Origin of the sequence: Pseudomonas sp. 09C 129 (genome assembly GCF_002843625.1) — a bacterium.
In the GTDB taxonomy this organism is placed as follows: Bacteria; Pseudomonadota; Gammaproteobacteria; order Pseudomonadales; family Pseudomonadaceae; genus Aquipseudomonas; species Aquipseudomonas chlororaphis.
In genome coordinates this window covers 1,432,907-1,459,891 of sequence record NZ_CP025261.1, presented here as the reverse complement: position 1 = coordinate 1,459,891, position 26,985 = coordinate 1,432,907, and the positions used below count along the sequence as shown (strand labels likewise).

General features: G+C 60.5%; 23 protein-coding genes and 3 tRNA genes. 3 read left to right on the top strand and 23 right to left on the bottom strand.

Annotation, left to right across the window (positions count from 1 at the left end; genetic code table 11):
* Window positions 1-177: 177 nt before the first annotated feature.
* The 3 genes from ampE to CXQ81_RS06660 all read right to left on the bottom strand — a co-directional run bounded on the left by ampE (window position 178) and on the right by CXQ81_RS06660 (window position 3,838).
* Window positions 178-1,014 carry a regulatory signaling modulator protein AmpE gene (ampE, locus tag CXQ81_RS06670; protein ID WP_007922276.1) on the bottom strand — a complete coding sequence of 279 codons (837 nt, stop codon included), beginning with the start codon at window positions 1,012-1,014 and terminating at the stop codon, window positions 178-180.
* Window positions 1,011-1,571 carry a 1,6-anhydro-N-acetylmuramyl-L-alanine amidase AmpD gene (gene ampD, locus CXQ81_RS06665; protein ID WP_101336819.1) on the bottom strand — a complete coding sequence of 187 codons (561 nt, stop codon included), beginning with the start codon at window positions 1,569-1,571 and terminating at the stop codon, window positions 1,011-1,013. The genes ampE and ampD overlap by 4 nt, the downstream gene beginning before the upstream one ends.
* 62 nt (window positions 1,572-1,633) lie before the next feature.
* The gene (locus CXQ81_RS06660; protein WP_101336818.1) at window positions 1,634-3,838 is read right to left on the bottom strand and encodes a DUF1631 domain-containing protein; all 2,205 of its coding nucleotides are present in this window, start codon (window positions 3,836-3,838) and stop codon (window positions 1,634-1,636) included.
* Window positions 3,839-4,179: 341 nt separating this feature from the next.
* On the opposite strand from CXQ81_RS06660, the gene nadC reads away from it, so the two are divergent.
* The gene (gene nadC, locus CXQ81_RS06655) at window positions 4,180-5,028 is read left to right on the top strand and encodes a carboxylating nicotinate-nucleotide diphosphorylase (RefSeq protein WP_007922269.1); all 849 of its coding nucleotides are present in this window, start codon (window positions 4,180-4,182) and stop codon (window positions 5,026-5,028) included.
* A 66-nt stretch (window positions 5,029-5,094) separates the two neighbouring features.
* Here nadC and CXQ81_RS06650 read toward each other — a convergent pair whose 3' ends face one another.
* Entirely contained in the window at window positions 5,095-5,391 is a 297-nt protein-coding gene (locus CXQ81_RS06650; protein ID WP_007922267.1) for a DUF6388 family protein, read from the bottom strand.
* A gap of 338 nt (window positions 5,392-5,729) precedes the next feature.
* Between CXQ81_RS06650 and CXQ81_RS06645 the strand changes: the two genes are divergently transcribed.
* On the top strand, window positions 5,730-6,626 hold the full coding sequence (locus CXQ81_RS06645) for a hypothetical protein (protein ID WP_101336817.1): 897 nt from the start codon (window positions 5,730-5,732) through the stop codon (window positions 6,624-6,626).
* A 103-nt stretch (window positions 6,627-6,729) separates the two neighbouring features.
* Here CXQ81_RS06645 and CXQ81_RS06640 read toward each other — a convergent pair whose 3' ends face one another.
* From CXQ81_RS06640 to CXQ81_RS06625, 4 genes are all read right to left on the bottom strand, one after another.
* The gene (locus CXQ81_RS06640; protein ID WP_101336816.1) at window positions 6,730-7,854 is read right to left on the bottom strand and encodes an agmatine/peptidylarginine deiminase; all 1,125 of its coding nucleotides are present in this window, start codon (window positions 7,852-7,854) and stop codon (window positions 6,730-6,732) included.
* 82 nt (window positions 7,855-7,936) lie between these two features.
* Window positions 7,937-9,040 (bottom strand): extracellular solute-binding protein, encoded by a 1,104-nt coding sequence (locus CXQ81_RS06635; RefSeq protein WP_101336815.1) that lies wholly within the window; start codon window positions 9,038-9,040, stop codon window positions 7,937-7,939.
* 2 nt (window positions 9,041-9,042) lie between these two features.
* On the bottom strand, window positions 9,043-9,951 hold the full coding sequence (aguB, locus tag CXQ81_RS06630) for an N-carbamoylputrescine amidase (protein WP_007922261.1): 909 nt from the start codon (window positions 9,949-9,951) through the stop codon (window positions 9,043-9,045).
* A 4-nt stretch (window positions 9,952-9,955) separates the two neighbouring features.
* Entirely contained in the window at window positions 9,956-11,005 is a 1,050-nt protein-coding gene (locus CXQ81_RS06625; protein WP_101336814.1) for an agmatine/peptidylarginine deiminase, read from the bottom strand.
* Between the two features lie 133 nt (window positions 11,006-11,138).
* Between CXQ81_RS06625 and CXQ81_RS06620 the strand changes: the two genes are divergently transcribed.
* Window positions 11,139-11,999, top strand: coding sequence for a LysR substrate-binding domain-containing protein (locus CXQ81_RS06620; RefSeq protein WP_101336813.1), 861 nt, complete (start codon window positions 11,139-11,141; stop codon window positions 11,997-11,999).
* A gap of 136 nt (window positions 12,000-12,135) precedes the next feature.
* Here the strand turns inward: CXQ81_RS06620 and CXQ81_RS06615 are convergent.
* The 15 genes from CXQ81_RS06615 to ftsH all read right to left on the bottom strand — a co-directional run bounded on the left by CXQ81_RS06615 (window position 12,136) and on the right by ftsH (window position 26,811).
* Window positions 12,136-12,211, bottom strand: a tRNA-Thr gene (locus CXQ81_RS06615).
* A 137-nt stretch (window positions 12,212-12,348) separates the two neighbouring features.
* A complete protein-coding gene (gene pnp, locus CXQ81_RS06610) occupies window positions 12,349-14,454 on the bottom strand; it encodes a polyribonucleotide nucleotidyltransferase (RefSeq protein WP_007920885.1) in 2,106 nt (701 codons plus the stop codon).
* Between the two features lie 196 nt (window positions 14,455-14,650).
* Window positions 14,651-14,920 carry a 30S ribosomal protein S15 gene (rpsO, locus tag CXQ81_RS06605; RefSeq protein WP_009042128.1) on the bottom strand — a complete coding sequence of 90 codons (270 nt, stop codon included), beginning with the start codon at window positions 14,918-14,920 and terminating at the stop codon, window positions 14,651-14,653.
* Between the two features lie 140 nt (window positions 14,921-15,060).
* Window positions 15,061-15,978 carry a tRNA pseudouridine(55) synthase TruB gene (gene truB, locus CXQ81_RS06600; protein WP_007920884.1) on the bottom strand — a complete coding sequence of 306 codons (918 nt, stop codon included), beginning with the start codon at window positions 15,976-15,978 and terminating at the stop codon, window positions 15,061-15,063.
* 3 nt (window positions 15,979-15,981) lie between these two features.
* Complete coding sequence (rbfA, locus tag CXQ81_RS06595) at window positions 15,982-16,377, bottom strand: 30S ribosome-binding factor RbfA (protein ID WP_007920881.1); 396 nt, start codon at window positions 16,375-16,377, stop codon at window positions 15,982-15,984.
* A 159-nt stretch (window positions 16,378-16,536) separates the two neighbouring features.
* A complete protein-coding gene (gene infB / locus CXQ81_RS06590; protein ID WP_007920879.1) occupies window positions 16,537-19,050 on the bottom strand; it encodes a translation initiation factor IF-2 in 2,514 nt (837 codons plus the stop codon).
* Between the two features lie 26 nt (window positions 19,051-19,076).
* The gene (nusA, locus tag CXQ81_RS06585) at window positions 19,077-20,558 is read right to left on the bottom strand and encodes a transcription termination factor NusA (RefSeq protein WP_007920878.1); all 1,482 of its coding nucleotides are present in this window, start codon (window positions 20,556-20,558) and stop codon (window positions 19,077-19,079) included.
* A gap of 47 nt (window positions 20,559-20,605) precedes the next feature.
* On the bottom strand, window positions 20,606-21,064 hold the full coding sequence (rimP, locus tag CXQ81_RS06580) for a ribosome maturation factor RimP (protein WP_157832235.1): 459 nt from the start codon (window positions 21,062-21,064) through the stop codon (window positions 20,606-20,608).
* A gap of 130 nt (window positions 21,065-21,194) precedes the next feature.
* Window positions 21,195-21,271: transfer RNA gene (locus CXQ81_RS06575), tRNA-Met, on the bottom strand.
* A 96-nt stretch (window positions 21,272-21,367) separates the two neighbouring features.
* A tRNA-Leu gene (locus CXQ81_RS06570) sits at window positions 21,368-21,453 on the bottom strand.
* Window positions 21,454-21,482: 29 nt separating this feature from the next.
* The gene (gene secG, locus CXQ81_RS06565; RefSeq protein ID WP_009042126.1) at window positions 21,483-21,866 is read right to left on the bottom strand and encodes a preprotein translocase subunit SecG; all 384 of its coding nucleotides are present in this window, start codon (window positions 21,864-21,866) and stop codon (window positions 21,483-21,485) included.
* A gap of 4 nt (window positions 21,867-21,870) precedes the next feature.
* A complete protein-coding gene (gene tpiA, locus CXQ81_RS06560) occupies window positions 21,871-22,626 on the bottom strand; it encodes a triose-phosphate isomerase (protein ID WP_007920876.1) in 756 nt (251 codons plus the stop codon).
* 66 nt (window positions 22,627-22,692) lie between these two features.
* Window positions 22,693-24,030, bottom strand: coding sequence for a phosphoglucosamine mutase (gene glmM, locus CXQ81_RS06555; protein ID WP_101336811.1), 1,338 nt, complete (start codon window positions 24,028-24,030; stop codon window positions 22,693-22,695).
* A 16-nt stretch (window positions 24,031-24,046) separates the two neighbouring features.
* Complete coding sequence (gene folP / locus CXQ81_RS06550) at window positions 24,047-24,898, bottom strand: dihydropteroate synthase (protein ID WP_101336810.1); 852 nt, start codon at window positions 24,896-24,898, stop codon at window positions 24,047-24,049.
* Window positions 24,899-24,906: 8 nt separating this feature from the next.
* Window positions 24,907-26,811, bottom strand: a complete 1,905-nt coding sequence (ftsH, locus tag CXQ81_RS06545; protein ID WP_009046930.1) for an ATP-dependent zinc metalloprotease FtsH — start codon at window positions 26,809-26,811, stop codon at window positions 24,907-24,909.
* Window positions 26,812-26,985: the final 174 nt, after the last annotated feature.

Sequence of the window (26,985 nt, the reverse complement as noted above, 5' to 3'; positions counted from 1 at the left end):
TTTTATTGGCAGGTACGCGAAGACGGCAGATAGCCACTATTTGGCGCTGCTTCTGTATAGCTCAAATCGGCAAAAGGGTTTGTAACTTAAGGTTAACCGCGGGGACGGCGGACGGATGGAAGGCTTCAGTTGCGCTGGCGAGACCGGGGCTCGCCAGCGCTCACTCGCGGCTCGTCGTCAGGGCAGCACGGTCCACAGGGCGAAACCGGCGTACCAGAGCACCGCGGCCCGCAGCAACAGTTCCCAGATCCGGTCCAGGCTGAGAATGCCGTCCGGCCCGGTGATCGGCGCGGGGATTTCCGCGGCGACCAGGCCGACCTTTTCCACCAGCTGCGCGGCGCTGATGTTCCAGTTCAGCAGTTCGTGGAGCATCACGCGGCTGACCGCGACGAAGTTGCCCACCAGGGCGAAGCTGGCCGCCAGCAGGCGTACCGGCAACCAGTCGAAGGCATGCCGCAGTTGCCCGGCGCGCTCGGCGACCGCCGGGTTCTTGCTGTGCTCGGCGGCCAGCGCCAGCAGGCGATAGCTCAATGCGGCCACCGGGCCCAGCAGGAAGTACCAGAAGATCACCGCGAAAAAGCTCTGGTAGGCCTGCCACAACAGGTGCCCCTGAACCCGCTCGAGCAACTGCTCGCCACTGTCGGCGCAGATATCCAGGTCGCGCTTGGCGACATGTGCCGCGGCTTGCAGGTCCTCGCGGCGCCAGGCATCGCGAAACGGTCCGAGTTCGCCCAGCAGGTCGCCCCGCCCCAGGCTGTAGATCACCACCAGCAGATGCACCGGCAACGCCAGCAGGCCGTAGGCCAGCGGCTCCAGTACCAGCAACAGCAACCCCAGCAGCACTGCCGGCAGCAGCACCAGCAGCGCCAGCACCCACCAGGGACGCTTGGCCAGACGCGGACTGGCCTCCTGCCCAAGCAATTGACGCAGCCACGGCTCGTCATGCTGAACGCGCTGGCGCAAGGCCGAGAACTTCTCGATCCAGACCGCCAGCAACAACACCAGAAAACTCATTGTCCTTCCCCTTCGTTCAGGGCCGCGCGATAGCGTACCCAGTCGAATCCGGGCCCCGGATCGGTCTTGCGCCCCGGAGCGATATCGCTGTGCCCACAAATCCGCTGTGGGGTAATGGCCTTGAAGGCCTGCCGCAACTGCCGGGTCAAGGCAACCAGCGCGTCGTACTGGGCATCGGTGAATGGCAGCTCGTCGGTGCCTTCCAGTTCGATCCCCAGGGAAAAATCATTGCAGCTTTCGCGCCCGTCGAACCACGACACGCCAGCGTGCCAGGCGCGGTCCAGACAGGAGACAAACTGAGTCACGGTTCCGTCACGTTCGATCAAAAAATGCGCGGACACGCGCAGGTCGGCGATCCCGGCAAAATAGGGGTGCTCTGTGACATCGAGACGGTTCTGGAAGAATTCCTGCACTTTGCCCGTCGCGAACTGGGCCGGCGGCAGGCTGATGTTGTGGATCACCAGCAGGGAAATTTCATCCGCGGGGCGTGCGTTGAAATTGGGTGACGGGCAATGGCGAACGCCGTGACACCAGCCGCTTGCGGGGTCCAACTGCATACCGATTCCTTCAACGAAGCCTGTGACGGCTCAGTATGCCGCGTTCCACGCCCAGGTTGCGATCACTTGCCGCGATTGAGTCGCTGCAAATTGCCGATCACCGATTCCAGCGCCCGATCGAACAGCAAGGTGTCGTCCAGCTCACGCACGGCCCCGCGCTGAAACTCCAGGGCCAGGCCGACCCGGGTGCGCTCCAGGACCTTCATGCCGGTGCGGTTGACGAAGATGTACTTGTCGCCGGGTTGCACGATGGCCGCCAGCTTGCAGCGCACGCTGTTGTCCTCGTCCTCGAGGAATTCGACCCAGGCCCCCAGCCGCAGCTGTTCGACCCGCAGCAACCCGGGATCGTTGGCCGCCAGCGCCAGGGGCGCGGCCTCCAGCGGGCCCTCTTCGGCACAGGGCAGGATGATGTGCTCCTCGACCGCGACCATCGCCGGCTGCTCGTCCGCCACACCTGGCCGATGCTGCCCGGCGTCCTGAGCAAAGTGCTCGAACGCCTGCAGGTGCAAGGCTTCCAGCTGGCTGAAGAACTCGCTGGTGGCGAACGGATCGAACGCTGCGCTGTTCAAGCCGTCGCGCAGCGCCTTGAGCAGGTCGGGCACCAGCGCCAGCAGCTGCATGGCGGCATCCGGATCGGTGTGACGCTGCACGCTCCAGATCAGTTGCTCCATGGTCTGCAGCCCCTGGCGCCATTCGCTGGACTGCTCGCCATGCTTGAGACAGGTCAACAGCAAGACCTTGCTCCAGGCCTGTTGCACGAACTCGACGACCGTCAGCGGCAGGACCTTGCCCAGCAACCCTTCGTTCAACGCCTGCTCGACGCGACGGCGCGCCAGTTCGGCCTTGGCCCGGCCCTCTTCGGCGTCACGGGTGCGTTGTTCCAGCAGCTCGCTGCGGCGCCGCTCGTCACTGGTGAAGGCGAGAAACTCGGCGAGCAGCTCGGAAAAGATCGCCGGGTCGTCGACGAAGTCGCTCAACAGCCGCTGCACCACCTGCTCGATGCGCAGGTACAGGCTATCGCGCTGATAATCGTCGCAACTGCCCCAGCCCATGGCCGCGGCGGCGATTTCATTGAGCAGGCGGCGTGCCGGATGGCTGCTGCGGCTGAAGAAACTCTTGTCCAGCACCGCGACCTTGAGCATGGGGATCTGCAAGCGGCCGATCAGGGTCTTCAAGGATTCCGGCAGGTTGCGATCGGCCAGGATGAATTCGAAGAGCATGGCCACCAGGTTGATCACGTCCTCGTCGGCCACCCCGACCACCCGCGACTTGCCGCTTTTCACGCTGACCCGGGTCAGCAGCTGTTCCAAGTGGTTGCGCAGGTCGAAATCGTCCTGGGTGCCCGCCGGCACGTAGTGCTGCAGGTGAGACAGCAGGCGCAGCAGGTCACGGGTGGAAATGGGCTGGGTTTCGGCGCTCGCCTCGAGGGTCGGCACCACGCTGCCGCGGACATGCGACAGCAGCTCCTGCAAGGCGGCGAACACTTGCTGAACGCTTTCGTCCATCTGCGCCTCGCCGGGCTCCGGCGTGGCCTGGATACTCGCGGCCGCCTGATCGATAGACCGGCGCGCCGGCGCGGGCTTGAGCTCCGGCAACACGCCCGTGGCGGCCAACAGCTGATTGGCTTCGGCGTACAGCTGGTCGGCTTCGCTGAGCACATAACGTTCGAACAGCTTGAGAATGATCAGCTTGACCTTGATCTCCACCCCCAGGCTGCGCCCGGACTCGAGGAAATACTCGCAGAGCATGGCCGGGCCCAAGGGGTTGCTGCGGTCATCCAGGCGCTTGCCCAGCAGCGCGTTCAGGCGCGCGGTGAGCTGGCCAAGGGCAAAGCCGTCACGGTTGCCGGCCTTGGCGACCATCGCCTCGAGGGCCACGGTGCGCTCCAGGTCATCCCGGCAGGTGTCAGCGGGTGGGACGTAGGCGACGGCCTGGGCGATCGCCGGCGCAGGGTCGTACTGGACCAGGCCGACAAAGACCTCGAAGAGTTTTTCCAGGAAGCCGCGCTCGATGCTTTTGCGTTTCAGGCGCAGGTCGCGCATGGCTTCGAAAAAGGTGTTCTGGTCGACATTGTTCTGGGCCCGGTCGGCCATCTCGAACAAGGTGTCGTCGGCGTTATCGAACAGTTCCTGCAGGCCATGGCGCAGTTGCTGGGCGGCCTTGTCACGGACCTGAAGCAGAATCACAGGCAGGCGGGCGAGCGGCGAAGGGTTCGCCTGATCCGTAGCCACCTTGTGCAAAGGCACTACATTCCCGTCGTTGTGCATCCAAGCCTCCTGAAAGGTTTTCTCTGCCGCGCAATAAAAGGTCGGTCGACGCTCACAGTCGAGTCCCAGCAGGCATCGATACGCACCGCTGCATTTCAAATATTGGGGAGCCAAGCAAACGTCAAAGCTATGACGTCAATTAGAAGTCGGATTATCTGGCAAAAGCCCCTTCTTGTGCCAGCAGACTCTGCGCGGGCTTTGAAATAGTGCTCCTATAGCGACCGCCCTTTCTCGCAAACGGCTCATGCCAGGCGACCAAATGCAGGTACTGGAGGGGCGCCGCCTTGGGTTCGCTTGCGCCATGGCCCTATAATCGGGCCACTTTGTTTGTGGAGCCTGCTATGCCGAATCTACGCCTCGCCGACCTGACCGCCGAAATCGAAGCCAACGTGCGCCGTGCGTTGCTGGAAGACATCGGCAGCGGCGATATCACCGCGCAACTGATCCCGGCCGAACGCCTGGCCAAAGCCACCATCATTACCCGCGAAGCGGCGATCGTCAGTGGCACGGCCTGGGTTGACGCGGTGTTCCGCCAGCTCGATCCGCGGGTCGCCGTGCATTGGCAGGTGCGTGACGGCGAGCGCGTCAGCCCCAACCAGGCCTTGTTCCACCTCGAAGGTCCGGCCCGTTCGCTGCTCAGCGGCGAACGCTGCGCCCTGAACTTCCTGCAGCTGCTGTCCGGCGTGGCCACCCGCGCGCAGTATTACGCCGACTTCGTCGCCGATACCCAGGTCAAGTTGCTGGATACCCGCAAGACCCTGCCGGGGCTGCGCCTGGCGCAGAAGTACGCGGTGACCTGCGGTGGCTGCCACAACCACCGCATCGGCCTGTACGACGCCTTCCTGATCAAGGAAAACCATATTGCCGCGTGCGGCGGTATCGCCCAGGCGATCAGCGCCGCCCACAGGATCGCCCCGGGCAAGCCGGTGGAAGTCGAAGTGGAAAGCCTGGAAGAACTCAAGGAAGCCCTGGCGGCGGGCGCGGACATCATCATGCTCGACGAGCTGAGCCTGGACGACATGCGTGAAGCGGTTCGCCTGAATGCCGGCAAGGCCAAGCTGGAAGCCAGCGGCGGGATCAATGAAAGCACCTTGCGCCCGATCGCCGAGACCGGCGTCGACTACATTTCGATCGGGGCGATGACCAAGGATGTGAAGGCGGTCGACCTGTCGATGCGCTTGAGCCTCTGATTTTCAAAAGCCTGCGCGATACCCCCAAAGAAAAACGCCAGCCCCTGAAAGACTGGCGTTTTTGCATCAGTCGTCGATTTCGTTGAGTTCCAGGTAGTCCTGAAGGTCCATGCCCAGGGCCTCGGCCACCTCCTGATGGACCTCCAGGCGCATGGCCTTGAGCTCCTCGGGCGACTCGGCCACCAACTCCAGCACAAGCTCCCACGGCTCGATGCCGCGCGACTCCGCTTCGTCCTCGAACGCCCACTGGGCCTGCTGCTTCTGCTCCTGCGGGCTCAGGGCGCTGATTTCTTCCTGCAAGGAAGGCGTGGCAGCCAGGTACTTTTCAAGGGCTACGTCAATTCTGGCTTCTTTAGGAATCATCTCGTTCTCTCTGATCATGGGAATGGAAGATGGATCTGGATCGTTGGGATCTCTTTGCCGCAAAAAAGCGCTGTGAAAGCCGATTTATCTGGCCGTGAACCATTCGGGATCATCTGAAAACCATTCAGACAGGCTGCGAATATAGGACCTTTGTCTGCGGATGCATACGAATCGTTACAGCGCACCGACAAAAAACCTGTCCGTTCGCTCAAGGCACTTTCACGAAAAATACGTTGTTACACTCCACTCCCCGAGCCACCTTCTTGCCCCTGAAACAAGAAGGCAAGGACGCAGTCATAGCGATGTGCCATATCGGCACTTCACAAGGAAACCCAGTGATGTTCAGCCGCACTCAGCGTTCGTCCGCCTTCCTCGCCACCAGCCTCTCCACCCTGATCCTCAGCAGCCTGTCACTCTCCGCCCAGGCCGTCGAATTCAACTCCAGCAGCGCCTCGTACTCGGACAGGATCTCGGCCCTGCACCAGGAAGTAGACCTCAAGTACACCGTCCGCCCCAGCGGCTTCACCGTGGACGACCTGCAAAAGCTGCAGGACGGCCTCAAGAGCAGCAGCGCCGAACTGGAAAAGCTCAAGGACGTCGTCAACAGCCAGGCGCGCCTGATCGAAGAGTTCAAACGCAACACCGGCAGCAGCTCCAGCTCCACTGCCAGTGAGGTGAGCAACCTCAAGAAAACCACCGGCGAGCAAGCCAACCAGCTGAAAAAGCTGGAAACCCAGCTTGAAGAGTTCAAGCGCAACAGCGGCACAAGCTCCAGTTCGAGCACCAGTGAAGTGAACAGCCTCAAGCGCGTTACCAGCGACCAGGCCAACGAACTGGACAAGCTCGGCAAGCAGATCGAGGAGCTCAAGCGTGGCAGCAGTTCAAGCTCCAGCTCGAACTCCAGCGAACTGACCAGCCTCAAGAGCACGGTCAGTACTCAAGCCAGCACCCTGGATAAGCTGGCAAGTCAGATCGATGACCTCAAGCGCGGCAGCAGCTCAAGCTCCAGTTCGAGTTCCAGCGAGCTGTCCAGCCTCAAGAGCACGGTCAGTACTCAAGCCAGCACCCTGGATAAGCTGGCGAGTCAGATCGATGACCTCAAGCGTGGCAGCAGCTCAAGCTCCAGTTCGAGTTCCAGCGAGCTGTCCAGCCTCAAGAGCGAGGTCAGCAATCAGGGCCAGAACCTGGACCAACTCAAACGCAGCCTCGAGGACCTGAGAAGCAAGGTGAAGTGATTCAAAGCCAGTAAACACGACAAAGCCCGCTCGATGCGGGCTTTGTTGTATAGAAGAATCGAGTCAGATCCGCTCCCTAGGTCTTACGCACCCAAAAGCCACCTCACACCCGTGGCAGATGCTTGCTCACGCAATGAATGCCGCCGCCACCCGCGGCGATCGGGTCGATATTGACCTGTTCCACCACCCGCCCCGGATAAAGCCTGGCCAGCAGGTCCTTGCAGTACTGGTCCGCCGCCGCGTCACCAAACTGCGGAGCGATCACCGCGCCGTTGATCGGCAGGAAGTTGATGTAACCCGGCGCGAAATCCGGGTTGTCGCGGGTATACAGGTTGCTGCGCATCCTGGTCGGCGGCGGCAGGGTGTGGACCACCAGCTTGCGGCCATCGGCGTCGGTGGCGGCATTGAGGATTTCCAGGTGCCTGCGCGTCACGGCGTAGTCGTAGGACCCGGGGTCATTGTCCAGGTTGGCGATGACCACGCCGGGCTTGACGAAGCGCGCATAAAAATCGACATGGGCATCGGTGATGTCCTTGTCCTTGATACCCGGCAACCAGATGATCTTGCGCAGGCCGAGGTTGGCCTTCAGCTCGGCTTCGATCTGCGCCTTGCCCAGCCCCGGGTTGCGGTTGTCGTTGATCCAGCAGCTCTCGGTGATGATCGCGGTGCCATGCCCGTCCACCTCGATGCCGCCGCCCTCGCCCACCAGCGCGCTACGAACGTAGTCGGCCTCCATCTCCTCGCTCAGGGTATCGGCCACGCGGGTGTCGTTGGCCGAGGTCTGCTTGTCGCCCCAGCCGTTGAAGTTGAAATCCACCAGGCCCAGGCCGCCCGCGCCGTCGACCACGAAGCAGCCGCCGTAGTCGCGCACCCAGACGTCGTCCAGCGACAAGGTCAGGAAGTCGATATTGCTGGTGCCACACTTGCTCTTGGCCAATGACAGCTGGCTGGCGCGACACAGCACGGTCACCGGTTGATACTTGGCGATGGTCCTGGCCAGCAGGGCGATGGTGTCGTTCACCGCGCCCGCCCAGTCCTCCCAGACCCGGGACGACGCGCCGAAGGCCAGGATCACCCGCTCCTGCGGGCCGTGCTCGTCGGGCATGTACCAGTTGCCGGCCGAGGCGGCGAAAATGCGCGGGGCGCCAAAGCCGAGGCCAAGGGAGGCGGCGGCACCGACTCCGCTGGCCGCCATCAGCTGCTTGATGAAGTCACGGCGTGTAGACATGAGGTGTTCTCTGTTGAGTGAATCTCGAAGGGCGTGGCCACCCGATTACCAGGTGCCCGCCCTGCTCTGGCGGTTGCTGGCCTCAGTCGTGAAGGCTGGTCTTGAAGGTGGTCCAGGCGCGCATTCGCGCCCGCATGTCGCGCTGCGCAATGTCCTTGCCGGGGATCAGCCGCCCATAGGTGGCCGCGTCCACATAGATATCCGGATTATTGCGCATGTCGGCCGCCACCATCGGCCTGGCCTTGGCGCTGGAGGTGGGATAGCCGGTGGCGTTGCTGATCGCCGCCATGTTTTGCGGGCGCATGATGAAGTTGATCAGCGCATAGGCGTATTCCGGGTGGCGGGCATCGGCCGGGATGGCCATGGTGTCCATCCACACCGTGGTGCCCTCCCGCGGAATACGGTATTGGAAGCGCGCCCCCTTGCCGGCCTCGTCGGCGGTACGCTGGGCCTGGGTCATGTCGCCGCTGTAGCCGAGGGACAGGCAGATGTCGCCATTGACCAGCTGGGTCACCGGCTGCGACTGGAACTTGCGGATGTACGGCTTGATGCCCTTGAGCAACGCCACCGCCTCGGCCAGTTCGTCCGGCTTGCTGCTGCGCGGGTCGTGGCCCAGGTAGTTGAGCACCACGGCCAGCACTTCGTCGGGCGAGTCGATCATGGAGATGCCGCAATCGGCGAACTTCGCCGCGACCTCGGGCTTGAAGATCATATCCAGGCTGTTCACTGGCGCATTATTCAGACGCTTGTCGATCATCGCCTGGTTCCAGGTCAGGCCGATGGTGCCCCAGGTGTAGGGCACGGTGGCATTCCGCGAATGTGGATACAGGGCCTGCAACGTGCGCAAGCCGGGCTCGATGTCATCCAGGTGCTCGAGCTTGCCCTGATCGAGCTTCTGCAGGGCACTGGCGCGCATCAGGCGTTCGGCCACGGTGTCGCCGGGGAAGATCAGGTCATAACCACTGTGGCCGGACATCATTTTGGCTTCCAGCGTCTCGCTGCTGTCCATCACGTCGTAGATGACCTGGATACCGGTCTCGTGAGTGAAGGCAGCCAAGGTCTGCGGGGCGAAGTAGTCCGCCCAGTTGTACAGGCGCAGGACCTTGTCCTCGGCCTGGACGCTGAACTGCGAACAACCCAGGCCAAGGCCCAAGGCAAGCACCGACAGTTTCTTGATGAGATTCATCTTCAGGCTCCCTGGCGCGACCAGTGTTCATGGGTTCGGCAACCGTCCAGGCCCAGCAGCGGGCCGTACATTTCCGGGCGGCGATCCCGGTAGATGCCCCAGCTCAGGCGTTCCTCGGCCATGGCGGCAAGATCCAGCCGCTGTACCAGCACGCCCGTAGTGTCACGGTCAGCCTCGGCCAGCAGCTTGCCCTTGTGATCAGTGATGAAGGACGAGCCGTAGAAACTCATCCGCAACTGCGGATCGGTGGTTGCCGTCTCTTGCCCGACACGGTTGGCCGCTATCACCGGCAGGATGTTGGCGGCCGCGTGGCCACGCTGGGTCAGTTGCCAGTGGTCGCGCGAGTCCAGCCCGGCGGCGCCCGGCTCGGAGCCGATGGCCGTGGGATAGAGCAGCACCTGCGCGCCCATCAAGGCCAGGCAGCGGGCGGTCTCGGGGAACCACTGGTCCCAGCAGATGCCCACGCCTATGCGGCCGAAAGCGGTATCCCAGACGCGGAAGCCGGTATCGCCGGGGCTGAAGTACTCCTTCTCCTGGTAGCCGATGGCGTTGGGGATGTGGGTCTTGCGGTAGACGCCAAGCAGGCGGCCGTCGGCATCGGCCACCGCCAGCGAGTTGAAGAAGGCGTTGCCGGCACGCTCGAACCAGCTCAGCGGCAACACCACGCCCAGTTCTCGGGCAAGGTCGGCGAAGCGCCGGAGTACGGCACTTTTGCCATATTCCTGCGCCAAGGCCAGGTGCTTGTGGTCCTGCTCGATGCAGAAGTACGGGGTGGCGAACAGCTCCTGCAGGAGGATCAATTGCGCGCCCTTGGCGGCGGCTTCCCGCACCAGTTGCTCGGCCTGGTCGAGGTTGTCCTCCAGATTCCAGCTGCAGGCGAACTGGGTGGTGGCGACGGTCAGATGAGTCATGGCATTACCCCTTCAGCGGCCAGGCCGGTTGCTGCTGGGTGATGCAGTGCACACCACCGCCGCCGTGGGCCAGCTGGTTGATCCGCACCGGCACCACCTCACGCCCGGGGAAAGCCAGGCGCAGGGTCGCCGCGGCCTCGTCATCGGCTGCGATACCGTAGGCCGGCATGATGATCGCGCCATTGGCGATGTAGAAATTGGTGTAGGAAGCGCAGAACACCTCGGCCTCCTGGTCCACGGCATCGCTGGCTTCGAAGAGTTCGAGCATTTCGAAGCGGCGTCCCTGGGCATCGGTGGCCAGTTCCAGGGCGCGGCGGTTCTCGCGCACGACCTCGGCGTACACCGAAGATGAATCCCGGGTCGCGTCCACCAGCAGCACACCGGGTCGGGCGAAGGCGCAGACGCCGTCGACGTGGCCGTCGGTCATGTCGCCGGTCACGTAGTTGGGATCGCCGGGCAGCCAGATGGTTTTCTTCACGCCCAGCAGGCGCGCGAAGATCTCCTCCATTTCGGCCTTGCTCATGCCGGGGTTGCGGTTGCCGTTGAGCAGTACCGATTCGGTGGTGATCAGGGTGCCCTGCCCGTCCACATGGATGGCGCCGCCTTCGTTGGTCAGCGATGTGTCGAAGCATTGCAGGCCGAGGCTGTCGAGGATCCGCCGCGCCAGGCTTTGGTCCAGGTCGCAAGCCGACTTGCCGCCCCAGGCGTTGAAGCGCCAGTTGACTCCGGCCGTGCCCAGGCGCGGATGGCAGACGAAACTCGGGCCGGAGTCGCGGCACCAGCTGTCGTTGATTGCCAGCTCGACCAGCTCGATATTCGCTCCACACAACTCACGGGCTCGCGCCACTGCGCAGGGGTCAACCACCATCTTCACCGGTTCGAAACGGGCGATAGCGTTGGCCACACGGGCAAAGTCGACCTGCACCTCGGCCAGGGTCACGCCCCAGCTGTTTTCCCACAGGGCCTGGTTATGGGGAAAAGCCATCCAGGTGGCGGCGTGCTGTACCCATTCGGCGGGCATGAACCAGCCGTTCTGCGCATCGTTGAATTGCATACAAGTGCCTTCAGTTAAGATTTTGTTATCACTGAAAACCGCGACCGCGGCCATGACTTGTATGCTAGGCCTGTAAAAACGACCGAACAAACGATAGATTTTGTCGAATTCTGATTAGCTGGGCTTATCAATCATGCTTAAACACTGGCCACCCCTGAATGCCCTGCGCGGCTTCGAGGCCGCCGCCCGCCTGGGCAGCTTCCACAAGGCCGCCGAAGAGCTGCACCTCACCCAGTCGGCCATCAGCCAGCATATTCGCAGCCTGGAAAGTTTCCTCGAACAGCCGCTGTTCTTCCGCAACGGCCGCAGCGTGGCCTTGACCGATGCCGGCTTCGACCTGCTCAGCACCACCCAGTCGCTGTTGCAACAACTGGCCGTGGGCATCCGTCGCCTGGACCAGTACCGCAAACCCAATCAACTGGTGGTCAACACCACCCCGGCCTTTGCCCGCCACTGGCTGGTGCCGCGCCTGGCGGACTTTCACCGGCTTCATCCGCAGGTTGACCTGTGGCTGCTGACCACCGACGAAACACCCGACATGGCCACCCAGACCATCGACATCGCCGTGCGCGACGACCTCAGCGCCCAGGCCGAATGCAGCTTTCGCGTGTTGCTGGAAGACCGCCTGTACCCGGCCTGCCATCCCGCCTTGCTGGAACAGGCAGCGGACGCGCGCACCACCCTGCACGGCGAGCGCGAGATGGACTGGAGCCATTGGCAGGTACAGGGCGGCATCGACGTCGGCCAGCACAGCCAGGGGCTGAACTTCTCCGACCCCGGCCTGTTGCTGGACGCCGCCAGCCAAGGTTTGGGGATAGCCCTGGTCAGCCAGCTGCTGGCCGGCCGCGCCCGGGATCAGGGGCTGCTGGTGGCGCTGGCGGAGCAGACCGTACGCGGCCCGAACTGGAGCTGGCTGGTGCACCGCGACAGCGAAGGCGATGCCCTCACCCGCAGCTTCTGCGACTGGCTGGCCGGGGCCCTTGGCAAGGCTTGAGCAGGTTTCCTGGCGGAGCCGGGACATCCATCAATCGCCCGGGCACACATCACGAACACCAGAAACGACAAAGCCCGCACTGGGCGGGCTTTGTAGGTATCTGACAGGCATTCATGGATTGCTTGAAACGGCTGACTGGTGCCCGAGACAGGAATCGAACCTGCGACCTTCGCGTTACGAGTGCGCTGCTCTACCGGCTGAGCTACACGGGCGCTGGGCTAAACCTAGCACCGGGACCGGGGTTTTGCCATGTCACCCGCCCGACAGGGAGCAAGGCACAAACGGCACATAGCAAAACGCCCCGAACCAGTCGGGGCGTCTGCTTGTTCAGCTTACAGCGTCAGGGGTCTTAAACGCCCGAAGCCTTGGCTGCTGCCACGTCTTTGATGGACAGCTTGATACGGCCGCGGTTGTCCACGTCCAGCACCAGCACTTCCACTTCCTGACCTTCTTTCAGGATGTCGGTCACTTTCTCGACGCGAGCATCGCTCAACATGGAGATGTGAACCAGACCGTCCTTGCCAGGCAGGATGTTGACGAATGCGCCGAAGTCGACGATGCGCTCAACCTTGCCAACGTAGATCTTGCCGATCTCGGCTTCCGCGGTGATACCCAGAACGCGCTGACGCGCAGCTTCTGCGGCTTCCTTGGTTTCGCCGAAGATCTTGATCGAGCCGTCGTCTTCGATGTCGATCGAAGCCTTGGTCTCTTCGCAGATCGCACGGATGGTCGCGCCGCCTTTACCGATGACATCACGGATTTTGTCGGTGTCGATCTTCATCGCGATCATGGTCGGAGCGTTGGCCGACAGTTCGGTACGCGACTGGCCAATGATCTGGTTCATCTGGCCGAGGATGTTCAGGCGAGCTTCCAGGGCCTGGCCCAGGGCGATCTCCATGATTTCTTCGGTGATGCCCTTGATCTTGATGTCCATCTGCAGCGCGGTGACGCCTTTGGCGGTACCGGCTACCTTGAAGTCCATGTCACCCAGGTGGTCTTCGTCACCCAGGATGTCGGTCAGGACGGCGAATTTCTCGCCTTCCTTGACCAGGCCCATGGCGATACCGGCAACCGGTGCCTTCATCGGCACGCCAGCGTCCATCAGTGCCAGGGAAGCACCACACACGGAAGCCATGGAGCTGGAACCGTTGGACTCGGTGATTTCCGATACTACGCGGATGGTGTAAGGGAACACGTCGGCGGCTGGCAGCATGGCCTGAACCGAACGACGGGCCAGACGGCCGTGACCGATTTCACGACGACCAGCGCCACCCATGCGACCGCACTCGCCCACCGAGAACGGAGGGAAGTTGTAGTGCAGCATGAAGGGGTCTTTTTTCTCGCCTTCCAGGGTGTCCAGCAGCTGTGCGTCACGGGCAGTACCCAGGGTCGCGACGACCAGGGCCTGAGTCTCGCCACGGGTGAACAGGGCCGAACCGTGGGTCTTCGGCAGAACGCCGACTTCGATGTTCAGCGGACGTACGGTGCGGGTGTCGCGGCCGTCGATACGTGGCTTGCCGTTGACGATGTTTTCGCGAACGGTGCGGTATTCGATTTCACCGAAAGCGGCTTTGACGTCGCCGGCGGAAGGCTGGCCTTCTTCGCCGGACAGCTTGGCGACGACCTGGTCTTTCAGCTCGCCCAGGCGTGCATAACGGTCGGCCTTGACGGTGATGGTGTAAGCCTGGGAGATCGCTTCGCCGAACTCGGAGCGGATAGCGCCCAGCAGGTCGGTGGCTTCTGGAGCCGGAGCCCAGTCCCAGGTTGGCTTGGCGGCTTCGGCAGCCAGCTCTTTGACGGCCTGGATAACGGCCTGGAATTCGTCGTGGGCGAACAGTACGGCGCCCAGCATCTGGTCTTCGGTCAGCTCTTTGGCTTCCGATTCAACCATCAGTACCGCTTCTTCGGTACCGGCTACGACCATGTCCAGACTAGATGCCTGAAGCTGCTCGTAAGTCGGGTTCAGCAGGTAGCCGGTGCTTTCATGGAAAGCAACGCGGGCAGCACCGATCGGACCATCGAAAGGAATGCCGGAAATCGCCAGCGCGGCCGAGGTACCGATCATCGCAGCGATGTCCGGATCGGTCTTCTTGCTGGTGGAAACCACGGTGCAGACAACCTGCACTTCGTTCATGAAGCCTTCTGGGAACAGAGGGCGGATCGGGCGGTCGATCAGACGCGAGGTCAGGGTTTCTTTCTCGGAAGGACGGCCTTCACGCTTGAAGAAACCGCCAGGGATCTTACCGGCAGCGTAAGTCTTTTCCTGGTAGTGAACAGACAGAGGGAAGAAACCCTTGCCTGGATCGGCTTGTTTGGCGCCAACCACGGTCACCAATACGCTGACGTCGTCGTCAACGGTGACCAATACTGCGCCGGAGGCCTGACGGGCGATACGGCCAGTCTCGAGGGTAACGGTCGACTGACCGAACTGGAATTTTTTGATTACCGGGTTCACGGTGTCCTACCTTCTTTGTGGCTCTTGGGGGAACTGGTTTCTTGCGAAATTCTTGGGCAACTCCGGGAATCGGCCCGGCCTTTATTGTCCAGGTAAAACTACGGTCCAGATAAAACTTGAGGCTGGGAGCCTGCCATGCGCCTGCGGGAAACCCACTGACGCACGGCAAACAACCAACCTCTAGCGCAATCGCTGATTAGCGACGCAGACCCAGGCGACCGATCAGAGCGCTGTAACGGCTCAGGTCTTTGCCTTTCAGGTAGTCCAGCAGCTTACGACGCTGGTTAACCATGCGGATCAGACCACGACGGGAGTGGTGGTCTTTACCGTTGGCCTTGAAGTGACCTTGCAGTTTGTTGATGTTGGCGGTCAGCAGTGCAACTTGCACTTCTGGCGAACCAGTGTCACCAACAGCTTGCTGGTAGTCGGTTACGATTTGAGCTTTTTCTTCAACGCTGAGTGCCATTTGGCTTTCCTCTCAAAAGGCAGCGTTTCGAGAAACGCCACCAACAGGCCAGGGACAAATCCCCGTATCTATAAATGAGCTGTGACCGTGCCTGTTAACAGCCACCCTCTCCAGCCTGCGGTTACACAGGCTGGTTCCGGTCATTCCGACCGAATCAGTCGACGCGGCGCGATGCGCCCGTCTTCGCTCACTTCACCGATACCGATAAAGCGACCGTTGTGATCCTGTACCCGCACCATGCCGAACTTCGGTGCATCGGGAGCCCGTACCGGCTGGCCGTTGAGCCAGTAGAACGCGCTGTGCTCGGAGAACTGCAGCAGCGGCCAATCCAGCAGGCCGCTGTCCGATGGCATCAGGAAGCGATCCACCGCTTCGTTGCCGCCTTCGGCATGTACCGCTTCAAGCTCTTCCAGCGTGACGGTCTGGGCCAGACTGAAAGGGCCGGCCTGGGTGCGACGCAGTTCCGCGACGTATGCACCACACCCCAGCTTCTCACCGATATCCTCCACCAGGGTGCGGATATAGGTGCCTTTGCTGCAGTCCACCGCTAGCCGCGCAGTATCGCCTTCAAAGGCCAGTAATTCCAAGCGCGCAATAGTAACAGAACGCGCTTCGCGCTCCACCACTTCGCCGGCACGGGCCAGCTTGTAAAGTGGCTGGCCATCACGCTTGAGGGCTGAGTACATCGGCGGTATCTGGCTGATTTGCCCACGAAATTCCGGCAGCACCGCTTCAATATCGGCGCGACCAACGGTCACTTCGCGAGTCTGCAGGACTTCACCCTCGGCATCGGCCGTGGTGGTGGTCTTGCCCAACTGCATCAGGGTTTCGTAACCCTTGTCGGAATCGAGCAGGTATTGCGAGAACTTGGTCGCCTCGCCAAAGCACAACGGCAACACGCCGGTGGCCAGGGGATCGAGGCTGCCGGTATGCCCGGCCTTCTCGGCGTTGAGCAACCAGCGGACTTTCTGCAGCGCCGCGTTGGAGGTGAACCCCAGCGGCTTGTCGAGCAGGATGATACCGCTGACGTTACGACGGATACGCTTGACCTGAGCCACCGCTTACTCCTTGGCGTCTTCGGGTGTAGCGGCGTGCTGGCTGTCTTCGGCCACGGCGCGCTCGATCAGGGCCGACAGATGCGCACCCCGCACGACGCTTTCGTCGTAGTGGAAGTGCAGCTGTGGAACGCTGCGCAACTTCATCTCGCGAGCCAGCTGCATACGCAGGAAGCCGGCGGCCGAATTGAGCACCTTGATGCTCTGAGCGATATCGTCAGCGTTGTCCTGGCCCATCACGGTGATGAAGATCTTGGCGTGACCGACATCACGGCTGACTTCAACGGCGGTGATGGTGACCAGGCCGACGCGCGGATCTTTGACTTCACGACGGATCAGCTGAGCGAGCTCACGCTGCATCTGGTCGCCGATACGTTGGGTGCGGCTGTATTCTTTTGCCATGTCTTGTTACCTGTTGCTGCCTCACGGTGAAACCCGCAAGGTCTGAAAGCGGCAAACGCCCGGCCTGACAGAAGCCAGACCGGGCGTTGCGTTTAGAGTCCGGACGATGCGCCGTGCATTTGCATGCAACTGGCCATCATGGCTCTTGAAGTGCGCGAGTTAGAGGCTGCGAGCAACCTGAACCTTCTCGAAGACTTCGATCTTGTCGCCGACTTTGACGTCGTTGTAGCTCTTCACGCCGATACCGCATTCCATGCCGGCACGCACTTCGGAAGCGTCATCCTTGAAGCGGCGCAGGGATTCCAGCTCGCCTTCGAAGATAACGATGTCTTCACGCAGTACACGGATTGGACGGTTACGGTGAACGACACCCTCGATCACCATGCAACCGGCGATCGCGCCGAACTTCGGCGAACGGAACACGTCACGAACCTCGGCAACACCCAGGATGTTCTCCCGAACGTCGCTGCCCAGCATACCGGTCAGGGCTTTCTTGACGTCTTCGATGATGTCGTAGATCACGTTGTAATAACGCATATCCAGACCTTCCTGCTCGACGATCTTGCGAGCGCCGGCATCGGCACGCACGTTGAAGCCGAACAGTACAGCGTTGGAAGCCAGGGCCAGGTTGGCGTCGCTTTCGGTGATACCACCGACGCCGCCGCCGACTACGCGCACTTGCACTTCGTCGTTACCCAGGCCGTTCAGAGCGCCTTGCAGGGCTTCCAGCGAACCACGGACGTCGGATTTGAGGACGATGTTGAGCGTCTTCTTCTCTTCCTGGCCCATGCTTTCGAAGATGTTTTCCAGCTTGCCGGCGTGAGCGCGAGCCAGTTTGACTTCGCGGAACTTGCCTTGACGGAACAGAGCCACTTCACGGGCTTTCTTCTCGTCGGCAACCACGCTCATCTCGTCGCCAGCGTCCGGGGTACCGTCCAGGCCGAGGATCTCGACCGGAATGGCCGGACCTGCTTCCTTGATCGGCTTGCCGTTCTCGTCGAGCATGGCGCGCACGCGGCCATAGTTCGAGCCGACCAGCACCATGTCGCCTTGACGCAGGGTACCGTCCTGAACCAGTACGGTCGCCACCGGGCCACGGCCCTTGTCGAGACGCGATTCAACCACGACACCACGGCCAGGAGCCGAAGGAGTGGCGGTCAGTTCGAGCACTTCGGCCTGCAGCAGTACGGCTTCGAGCAATTCGTCGACGCCGGTACCCATCTTCGCGGAAACCGGAACGAATGGAGTATCGCCACCCCAGTCTTCGGAAGTCACGCCGTGAACCGACAGTTCGCTACGGATGCGATCGAGGTCGGCACCCGGCTTGTCGATCTTGTTCACCGCGACCACCAGAGGTACGCCAGCCGCCTGAGCGTGCTGAACGGCTTCAACGGTCTGCGGCATCACGCCGTCGTCCGCTGCAACCACCAGGATCACGATGTCGGTCGCCTTGGCACCACGAGCACGCATGGCGGTAAACGCGGCGTGACCCGGTGTATCGAGGAAGGTAACCATGCCGCGTTCGGTTTCAACGTGGTACGCGCCGATGTGCTGGGTGATGCCGCCGGCTTCGCCAGCCGCTACCTTGGCACGACGGATGTAGTCGAGCAGCGAGGTCTTACCGTGGTCAACGTGACCCATTACGGTCACGACTGGCGCACGAGGAACCGCTTCACCTTCGAACTTCAGGGACTCGGCCAGGGAATCTTCCAGGGCGGTGTCGCTGATCAGGGTCACTTTGTGGCCCAATTCTTCAGCAACCAGCTGGGCAGTTTCCTGGTCCAGTACCTGGTTGATGGTGGCCGGTGTGCCCAGCTTGAACATGAACTTGATGATTTCGGCAGCCTTGACCGACATCTGCTGGGCGAGATCGCCAACAGTGATGGTTTCGCCGATCTTCACTTCACGCACGACCGGGCCGGTTGGGCTCTGGAAGCCGTGAGCGTTGCGTTTCTTCAGCTTGGCCTTGCCGCGACCACCACGACGGAAGCCATCGCTTTCTTCGTCGGTGGTACGTGGGGCAACGCGTGGAGCCGGAGCCTTTTCCTTGACGGAAGCACGATGCGGAGCGTTTTTACGCTCGCCATCGCCACCACGACGGTTGTCGTCGTTACGGCTCTTGTCCGGGCGACGCTGCTCGTCCTTCTTGCGCACTTCAGCGACCGGCGCTGGAGCGACAACAGGGACATCTTCAACAATCGGCTCGGCAACCACCGCAGGTGCGGCAACCGCTTCAACGGCAGCAGGTTGCGCAGCAGCAGGCTGGCGACGCGCTTCTTCTTCGGCGCGACGCTTGGCTTCTTCTTCAGCCTTCTGACGTGCAGCATTTTCTACTGCGCGACGTTCTTCCAGTTCACGCTGGCGCTCGGCTTCGATTTCTTCCGGGCTGCGCTGTACGAAGACTTTCTTCTTGCGTACTTCAACGCTGATGCTTTTGCTGCCGGCCACGCGCAGGGTGCTGGTGGTTTTACGCTGCAACGTAATCTTGCGCGGTTCTTCCACTTTCGCCTTGTGGCTGCTCTTCAAGTGAGTCAGCAACGATTGCTTCTCACTGTCGGTCACATGTTCCTCGGCGGCGGTGTGCGGCAGACCTGCCTCACGCATCTGCTGCAACAGGCGCTCTACCGGTGTTTTGACCTCATCGGCCAGTTGTTTCACCGTGACTTGCGTCATGCACTTCTCTCCTCAGGCCGCGCCTATTACTCGAACCAATGGGCTCGGGCGGCCATGATCAACTTGCCGGCACGATCATCGTCAATGCCGTCGATGTCGAGCAGGTCGTCAATAGACTGCTCGGCCAGGTCTTCGCGGGTAATTACGCCGCGCACCGCCAGTTCCATCGCCAAATCCTTGTCCATACCCTCAAGCGAGAGCAGGTCTTCGGCCGGATGGGCGTCTGCCAGCTTTTCCTCAGTAGCGATGGCTTTAGTCAACAAGCGATCCTTGGCACGAGCGCGAAGCTCGTTGACGATGTCTTCGTCAAAGCCGTCGATGTTGAGCATTTCTTCCAACGGTACGTAGGCAATCTCTTCCAGGCTGGTGAAGCCTTCATCAACCAGCACCTGTGCCAGCTCTTCGTCGACTTCCAGCTCGTCGATGAAGTTGCGCAGGATGTCGCCGGTTTCAGCTTGCTGCTTAGCCTGGATGTCCGATTCGGTCATCACGTTCAGGGTCCAGCCAGTCAACTGGCTGGCCAGACGCACGTTCTGACCACCGCGACCGATGGCCTGAGCCAGATTGTCTGCGCCAACGGCGATGTCCATGGCATGGGCATCTTCGTCGACGATAATTGCCGCGACTTCAGCCGGCGACATGGCGTTGATCACGAACTGCGCCGGGTTGTCGTCCCACAGGACGATATCCACTCGCTCACCGCCCAACTCACCGGAAACGGCCTGGACGCGCGAACCGCGCATGCCAATGCACGCGCCCTGAGGGTCAATGCGCTTGTCTTTGGAACGGACCGCAATCTTGGCGCGCGAACCCGGATCACGGGAGGCAGCCATGACTTCGATCAGGCCTTCGGCGATTTCCGGCACTTCGATACGGAACAGCTCGATCAGCATTTCCGGCGCGGTGCGCGACAGGATCAGCTGCGGGCCGCGGTTCTCGGTGCGGATTTCCTTGAGCAGCGCACGAAGACGCACGCCAACACGGAAAGTCTCGCGGGAAATGATGTCTTCACGGGCCAACAGCGCTTCAGCATTGTTACCCAGGTCGACGATCACGTTGTCGCGGGTCACTTTTTTCACGGTGCCGGAGATGATTTCACCCAAGCGCTCGCGGTAAGCGTCAACGACTTGAGCACGTTCGGCTTCGCGGACTTTCTGCACGATGACCTGTTTGGCGGTCTGCGCAGCAATGCGGCCGAATTCGATCGACTCGATCTTTTCCTCGACGACATCACCGACTTTCGCGCCCGGATGGGTTTCCTGGACCTTGCTCGGCCAGGTTTCCACAGCCGGATCGTCCAGATCGGCTTCCTCGACTACCGTCCAGCGACGGAAAGTCTCGTAAGCACCGGTGTGGCGATTGATTTCCACACGCAGATCGACTTCGTCCTCGAAACGCTTTTTGGTAGCAGTGGCCAGAGCCAGCTCCAGCGCTTCAAAAATTACGCTTGCCGGTACACCCTTTTCATTGGATACCGACTCAACAACCAGCAGTACTTCTTTGCTCATCGTACGCCTCGCCTTTCGCAAGCCATTGGATCCGCGGGATCCGCGTCTCAGTCAAAACTGGGAATTATGTGGGCCTTGTCGATCATGTCGATCGGCAACAGGAACTCGTGGTCTTCCACCTGCACCACGACGTCCTGCTCCTCCACCCCGCGGAGAAGGCCCTGAAAATTACGCCGGCCTTCAAAAGGCGAGCGCAGCTTGATCTTCACTTGTTCACCGACATACTTGGCAAACTGTTCAAGGGTGAACAGCGGGCGTTCCATGCCAGGAGAGGAAACTTCAAGGGTGTATTCAACGGAGATCGGATCTTCGACATCCAGAACGCCGCTGATCTGACGGCTGACGATGGCACAGTCGTCCACCAGCACACCGCCTTCTTTATCGATATAAACGCGCAACAGTGAGTGGCGACCTTGAGCCGAAAACTCGACACCCCAGCATTCATAGCCAAGGGCCACGACCACCGGGGCCAACAAGGCCTGCAACTGTTCTAGCTTGCTCGACACCTGAACCCCCTCGTGCATGCTTGTGCAAATAAAAAATGGGCGAAGCGCCCATCCCGGAAACGCCGTTGAATAGCGGCGTTATAAAGTGTCCAGCTAACAAAAAGCCCCTGAAAAGGGGCTCCGCTAAAACTGGTTGCGGGGGCCGGATTTGAACCGACGACCTTCGGGTTATGAGCCCGACGAGCTACCAGACTGCTCCACCCCGCGACAAAGCTGGGGCGGAAGTATACGACCGATCCCTTTTTGGGTCAATGTAACCTTCCACCTACAAGAAAGCCCGCAACAGCGGGCTCTCCTGATAATTGGTACCGAGAAGGGGACTCGAACCCCTACACCCTATGGGCACAACCACCTCAAGGTTGCGTGTCTACCAATTCCACCACCTCGGCATAGACTACGTTACTGCGTGAAACTCTTCTTACTTCTGCTCTTGAGCTGGAGGTACGTCAGTCGCATTGGTTGCCGACTTTTGCTCTTGGAGCACCGGGACATCATCAGAAGCCGGTTTTTGCTTTGGCGCTTCAAGCACCGCTGGATCTGGCAAACCTACTTGAGTCAGCTCATGAGCTTTCTCTTTAGCAAAGTAACCTAACCCTAAGCTGGTTATGAAAAAACCTGCGGCAAGTATAGCAGTAAACTTACTAAGAAAGGTAGAGGAACCTTGGCTTCCGAACACAGTATTTGAAGCACCTGCTCCGAAAGACGCGCCAGCGTCCGCACCTTTACCCTGCTGCAGCAATACCAGAGCTACTACGCCCAGCGCACCCAGCAGATGAAAAACGACTACGACTGTTTCCAGCATTTTTTCAGTTTCCCGCGGCGCGACAAATCGCACCGAACTCATCTGCATTCAGGGAAGCTCCACCAATGAGCCCCCCATCGATATCCGGCATGCCGAACAGTTCGACCGCATTGGCCGCCTTCACGCTGCCGCCGTATAGAAGCCGCACACCTCGTGCCACTTCAGAATTCTCTGCCGCCAACTGCGCCCGAATGGCTGCGTGCACATCCTGGGCCTGTTGCGGCGAAGCAGTCAGCCCGGTACCAATGGCCCAGACCGGCTCGTAAGCGATAACGGCATTGGCAAACGCGCCAACACCCAACTCTTCGATGATGCTGCCCAGCTGACGCCCGACAACTTCAAGAGTCTTCCCGGCTTCGCGCTGCTCGAGGGTTTCCCCTACACACAAGACCGGCTTCAAGCCACAAGCCTGTGCTGCTGCAAATTTGCGATTCAGCGTACCGTCACGCTCACCCATCATCAGGCGACGCTCGGAATGCCCAACCAACACCAGGGAACAACCTGCATCCACCAACTGACTCGGAGCAATCTCTCCTGTCAGCGCACCTTGCATGGGCTCCACCGCAGAATTCTGCGCGCCGACCGAAATCGACTTGCCTTTCAAGCCATCAATCACTTGATTGATATACAAGCAAGGCGGGAATACCGCGACATCAACACCGCTAGGCAAGGCCAGATGACGCAGGCCATTGATCAGCTCAGCGACGCTGGCGCGGGTACCGTGCATTTTCCAGTTACCAGCTACCATAGGGCGACGCATGCTGTACCTCGTCGGTCAAAGTGGGCGCAGATGTTACCCAACCGCATCAACACTGGCAAGCCGAAATCAGGCAGAAACTTCCGCAACCAGTTTTGCCAGTTCGTCAGCATAGCCACGGACCTGGGCTTCATCATCGCCCTCGACCATGACGCGAACCAAAGGCTCGGTGCCCGACTTGCGCAGTAACACCCGCCCACGCCCAGCCATCGCGGTAGTGACGCGCGCGCAGGCCTCTTTCACAGCCGGATGCTCGACAGGATTGGCACCACCGCCAAAACGGACATTGATCAGAATCTGCGGACATTTGCGCAGCGCCTGACGCGACTGTGCCAAGCCTTCATCACGCCGCTTCAGTGCCATCAGCACCTGCAGGGCGGCAATGATCGCATCACCCGTAGTGGTGTGCTGGAAGCACACGATATGGCCGGAGTTTTCACCGCCTACCAGCCATTGGCGCTCAAGCAGCTCGGCAATGACATAACGGTCACCGACATTGGCGCGCACGAATGGAATACCCAGATCAGCCAAGGCCAGCTCGAGACCCAGATTGCTCATCAAGGTACCAACCACACCGCCCTGCAGTTTGTTACGCGCATGCAGGTCTCGGGCAATGATGAACAGAAGTTCGTCGCCGTCGACGATGGCGCCTGTATGGTCGACCATCAACACCCGGTCGCCATCGCCATCGAAGGCGATACCCAGATCGGCGTGCTCGGCCAATACCGCAGCCTGTAACTGCCCCATGTGGGTCGAGCCGCAATTGTCGTTGATGTTCAGACCGTTAGGCTGTGCGGAGAGCACCACTACTTCAGCGCCCAACTCACGGAAAACACTTGGCGCTACCTTGTAGGTCGCACCATGGGCACAATCGACAACAATCTTCAGACCCGCAAAGCTGGTACTGGAAGGAACGCTGCTCTTACAGAATTCAATGTAACGGCCCGAGGCGTCATTGATGCGCGATACCTTACCCAGCTTGCTGGACTCCACCACAGTCATCGGCGCATCCAGCAACTCTTCGATCATCAACTCGACTTCATCCGGGAGCTTGGTGCCTTCACCCGAGAAGAACTTGATGCCGTTGTCATCGTGAGGATTATGCGACGCACTGATCACAATCCCCGCCTCGGCATGGAAAGTGCGGGTCAGATAGGCAATAGCAGGAGTGGGCATCGGACCCAGCAGCATTACATCCGCACCAGCAGCGGACAGGCCCGCCTCAAGCGCAGACTCGAACATGTAACCGGAAATGCGCGTGTCTTTACCCACCAACACACGACAGGCACCCATACTGCGAAAGGCCATACCCGCAGCCCAGCCCAGCTTGAGCATGAAATCGGGAGTAATAGGGTACACGCCCACACGACCGCGAATGCCGTCGGTGCCAAAGTATTTCTTGCTCATAAGTGCTCCATCATTCTTATTCGGCTGATTCCACAGCTGTAATCATCCGCACGACATCCAGCGTCTCGGCCACATCATGGACCCGCAGGATCTTTGCGCCTTTGGACATTGCCAGAGCAGCAAGAGCCAGCCCGCCATACAGGCGCTCTCCGACAGGACGGTTCAATGCCTGACCTATCATGCTCTTTCGTGAAACTCCGACCAGCAGAGGTCGACCAAGGGCATGCAGGGCGTCCATATGCTTGAACAGGGTCAAGTTGTGCTGCAGGGTCTTCGCGAAACCAAAACCTGGATCCAGAATGATCCGTTCCGGCCCAATACCCACTGCAGCGCACTGAGCCATACGCTCAGCCAGGAACTCACCCACCTCCTTGGTTACATCCCGATACTGCGGATTGTCCTGCATATCGCCTGGCTCACCGAGCATATGCATAAGGCAAACCGGTAAGCCTGTGGCCGCCGCCGCATCCAGCGCACCATCCCGTCGCAACGAACGGACATCATTGATCAACCCCGCACCCAGGCGCGCAGTTTCGCGCATGACAGCAGGCGTGGATGTATCGACCGAAATAATGACATCCAGTTCTCGATGGATGCGTTCGACGATAGGTGCTACCCGCTCAAGCTCTTCAAGCGGCGATACCGCCCGCGCACCAGGACGAGTGGACTCGCCCCCCACATCGATGAGCGTCGCGCCCGCCAGCACCATACCTTCGGCATGGCGCAAGGCAGCATCAAGCTGGCTGAAACGGCCACCATCGGAGAAGGAGTCGGGAGTTACATTAAGAATGCCCATGACATGCGTATGGGCCAAATCAAGAACCCGGTTGCCGCAAGGCAACCGGGTCGAGGACGACATAGAAGTCATTTCAAACCTTAGTGGTCAGCAGCCGGGCCGCCGATCGGTGTCTCTGGACGTTCGTTCTGCACCACCGGAGGCGTGGTACCCGAGCCGCCCTCCCAATCGCGAGGCTCGCGAGGGGTACGACCAGCCATGATGTCGTCGATCTGCTCGGCATCGATGGTTTCATACTTCATCAAGGCATCGGCCATCGCATCCAGCTTGTCGCGGTTATCCGTGAGGATCTGCTTGGCGGTGCCATAGCACTGGTCGATGATGCTACGAACTTCGGAGTCGATCAGCTTGGCGGTTTCCGCAGACAGGCTTGCATGCTGGCTGCCAGCACTGCGCCCCAGAAAGACTTCGCCCTCTTCTTCGGCGTACATCAACGGCCCCAGCTTTTCGGAAAGCCCCCACTTGGTCACCATGTTCCGCGCAATCTGACTGGCGCGCATGATGTCGTTGGAAGCTCCGGTAGTTACACCGTCAAAGCCCAACGTCATTTCTTCCGCGATACGACCGCCGTACAGCGAACAGATCTGACTGATCAGCGCACGCTTGGACAGACTGTAGCGATCCTCTTCCGGCAGGAACATGGTTACACCCAGAGCCCGACCACGCGGGATGATCGAAACCTTGTAGACCGGATCATGCTCAGGCACTACGCGACCGACAATGGCGTGACCTGCTTCGTGATAGGCCGTGTTCTGCTTTTCCTTCTCGGACATGACCATGGATTTGCGCTCGGCGCCCATCATGATCTTGTCTTTTGCCAGCTCGAACTCTTTCATCTCGACAATGCGCTTGCCGCTACGGGCAGCGAAGAGCGACGCCTCGTTCACCAGGTTGGCCAAGTCGGCACCAGAAAAGCCGGGCGTACCGCGGGCAATCACTGCCGGGGCGACATCTTCACCCATAGGCACTTTACGCATGTGAACTTTCAAAATCTGCTCACGGCCACGGATATCCGGCAAACCAACCACAACCTGACGGTCGAAGCGACCAGGACGCAGCAGCGCCGGGTCCAGCACATCAGGACGGTTGGTGGCGGCAATAACAATGATGCCGTCGTTCATCTCAAAGCCATCCATCTCTACCAGCAGCTGGTTGAGAGTCTGTTCGCGCTCATCATGACCACCACCCATGCCGGCACCACGATGGCGACCAACGGCATCGATCTCGTCGATGAAGATGATGCACGGAGCATGTTTCTTGGCCTGTTCGAACATATCGCGGACGCGGCTGGCACCTACACCAACGAACATTTCGACGAAGTCGGAACCGGAGATGGTGAAGAATGGAACCTTGGCTTCACCAGCAATGGCCTTGGCCAGCAAAGTCTTACCAGTACCCGGCGGGCCAACCATCAGCACGCCGCGAGGAATACGACCGCCCAGGCGCTGGAACTTGCCCGGATCGCGGAGAAACTCGACCAGTTCACCCACTTCTTCCTTGGCCTCGTCGCAACCCGCGACATCCGCCAATGTGGTTTTCACTTGATCTTCGGACAACAGACGCGCCTTGCTCTTGCCGAAGCTCATCGGCCCGCCCTTGCCACCAGCACCACCCTGCATCTGCCGCATGAAGAACATGAAGACGGCGATGATCACCAGGATCGGGAAGCTGGCAACCAGTAGTTGGGTCCAGATGCTTTGCTGCTCAGGCTGCTTGCCTTCGACGACCACGTGGTTATCCACCAGATCACCGATCAGGCCGTTGTCCTGAATCGCAGGACGAATGGTCTTGAAGCTATCGCCATCGTTGCGCTTGCCGGTAATCACATAACCATCAACGGCTACGCGCTCGACCTTGCCATCCTTAACTTGCTGGATAAAGTCGGAATAGTTGAGGGTCTGCGGCTCGTTAGGGCTGGAGAAGTTGTTCATCACCGTCACCAGGACAGCCGCGATGATCAACCACAGGATCAGATTCTTTGCCATATCGTTCAATTAACTACCCTCTGAAGCAAGCTCCGCTGCTGGCGCGCGCTTCGCATGATATTCACCGACCTAACTTACTACATTACCTACAGCTCTGGCAGGCGCTGTCTGTAACCCTTTGTGAAACCCAGATTACACAATATTCGCTTAAGCCCCCGGGGCGAAATACGAAAA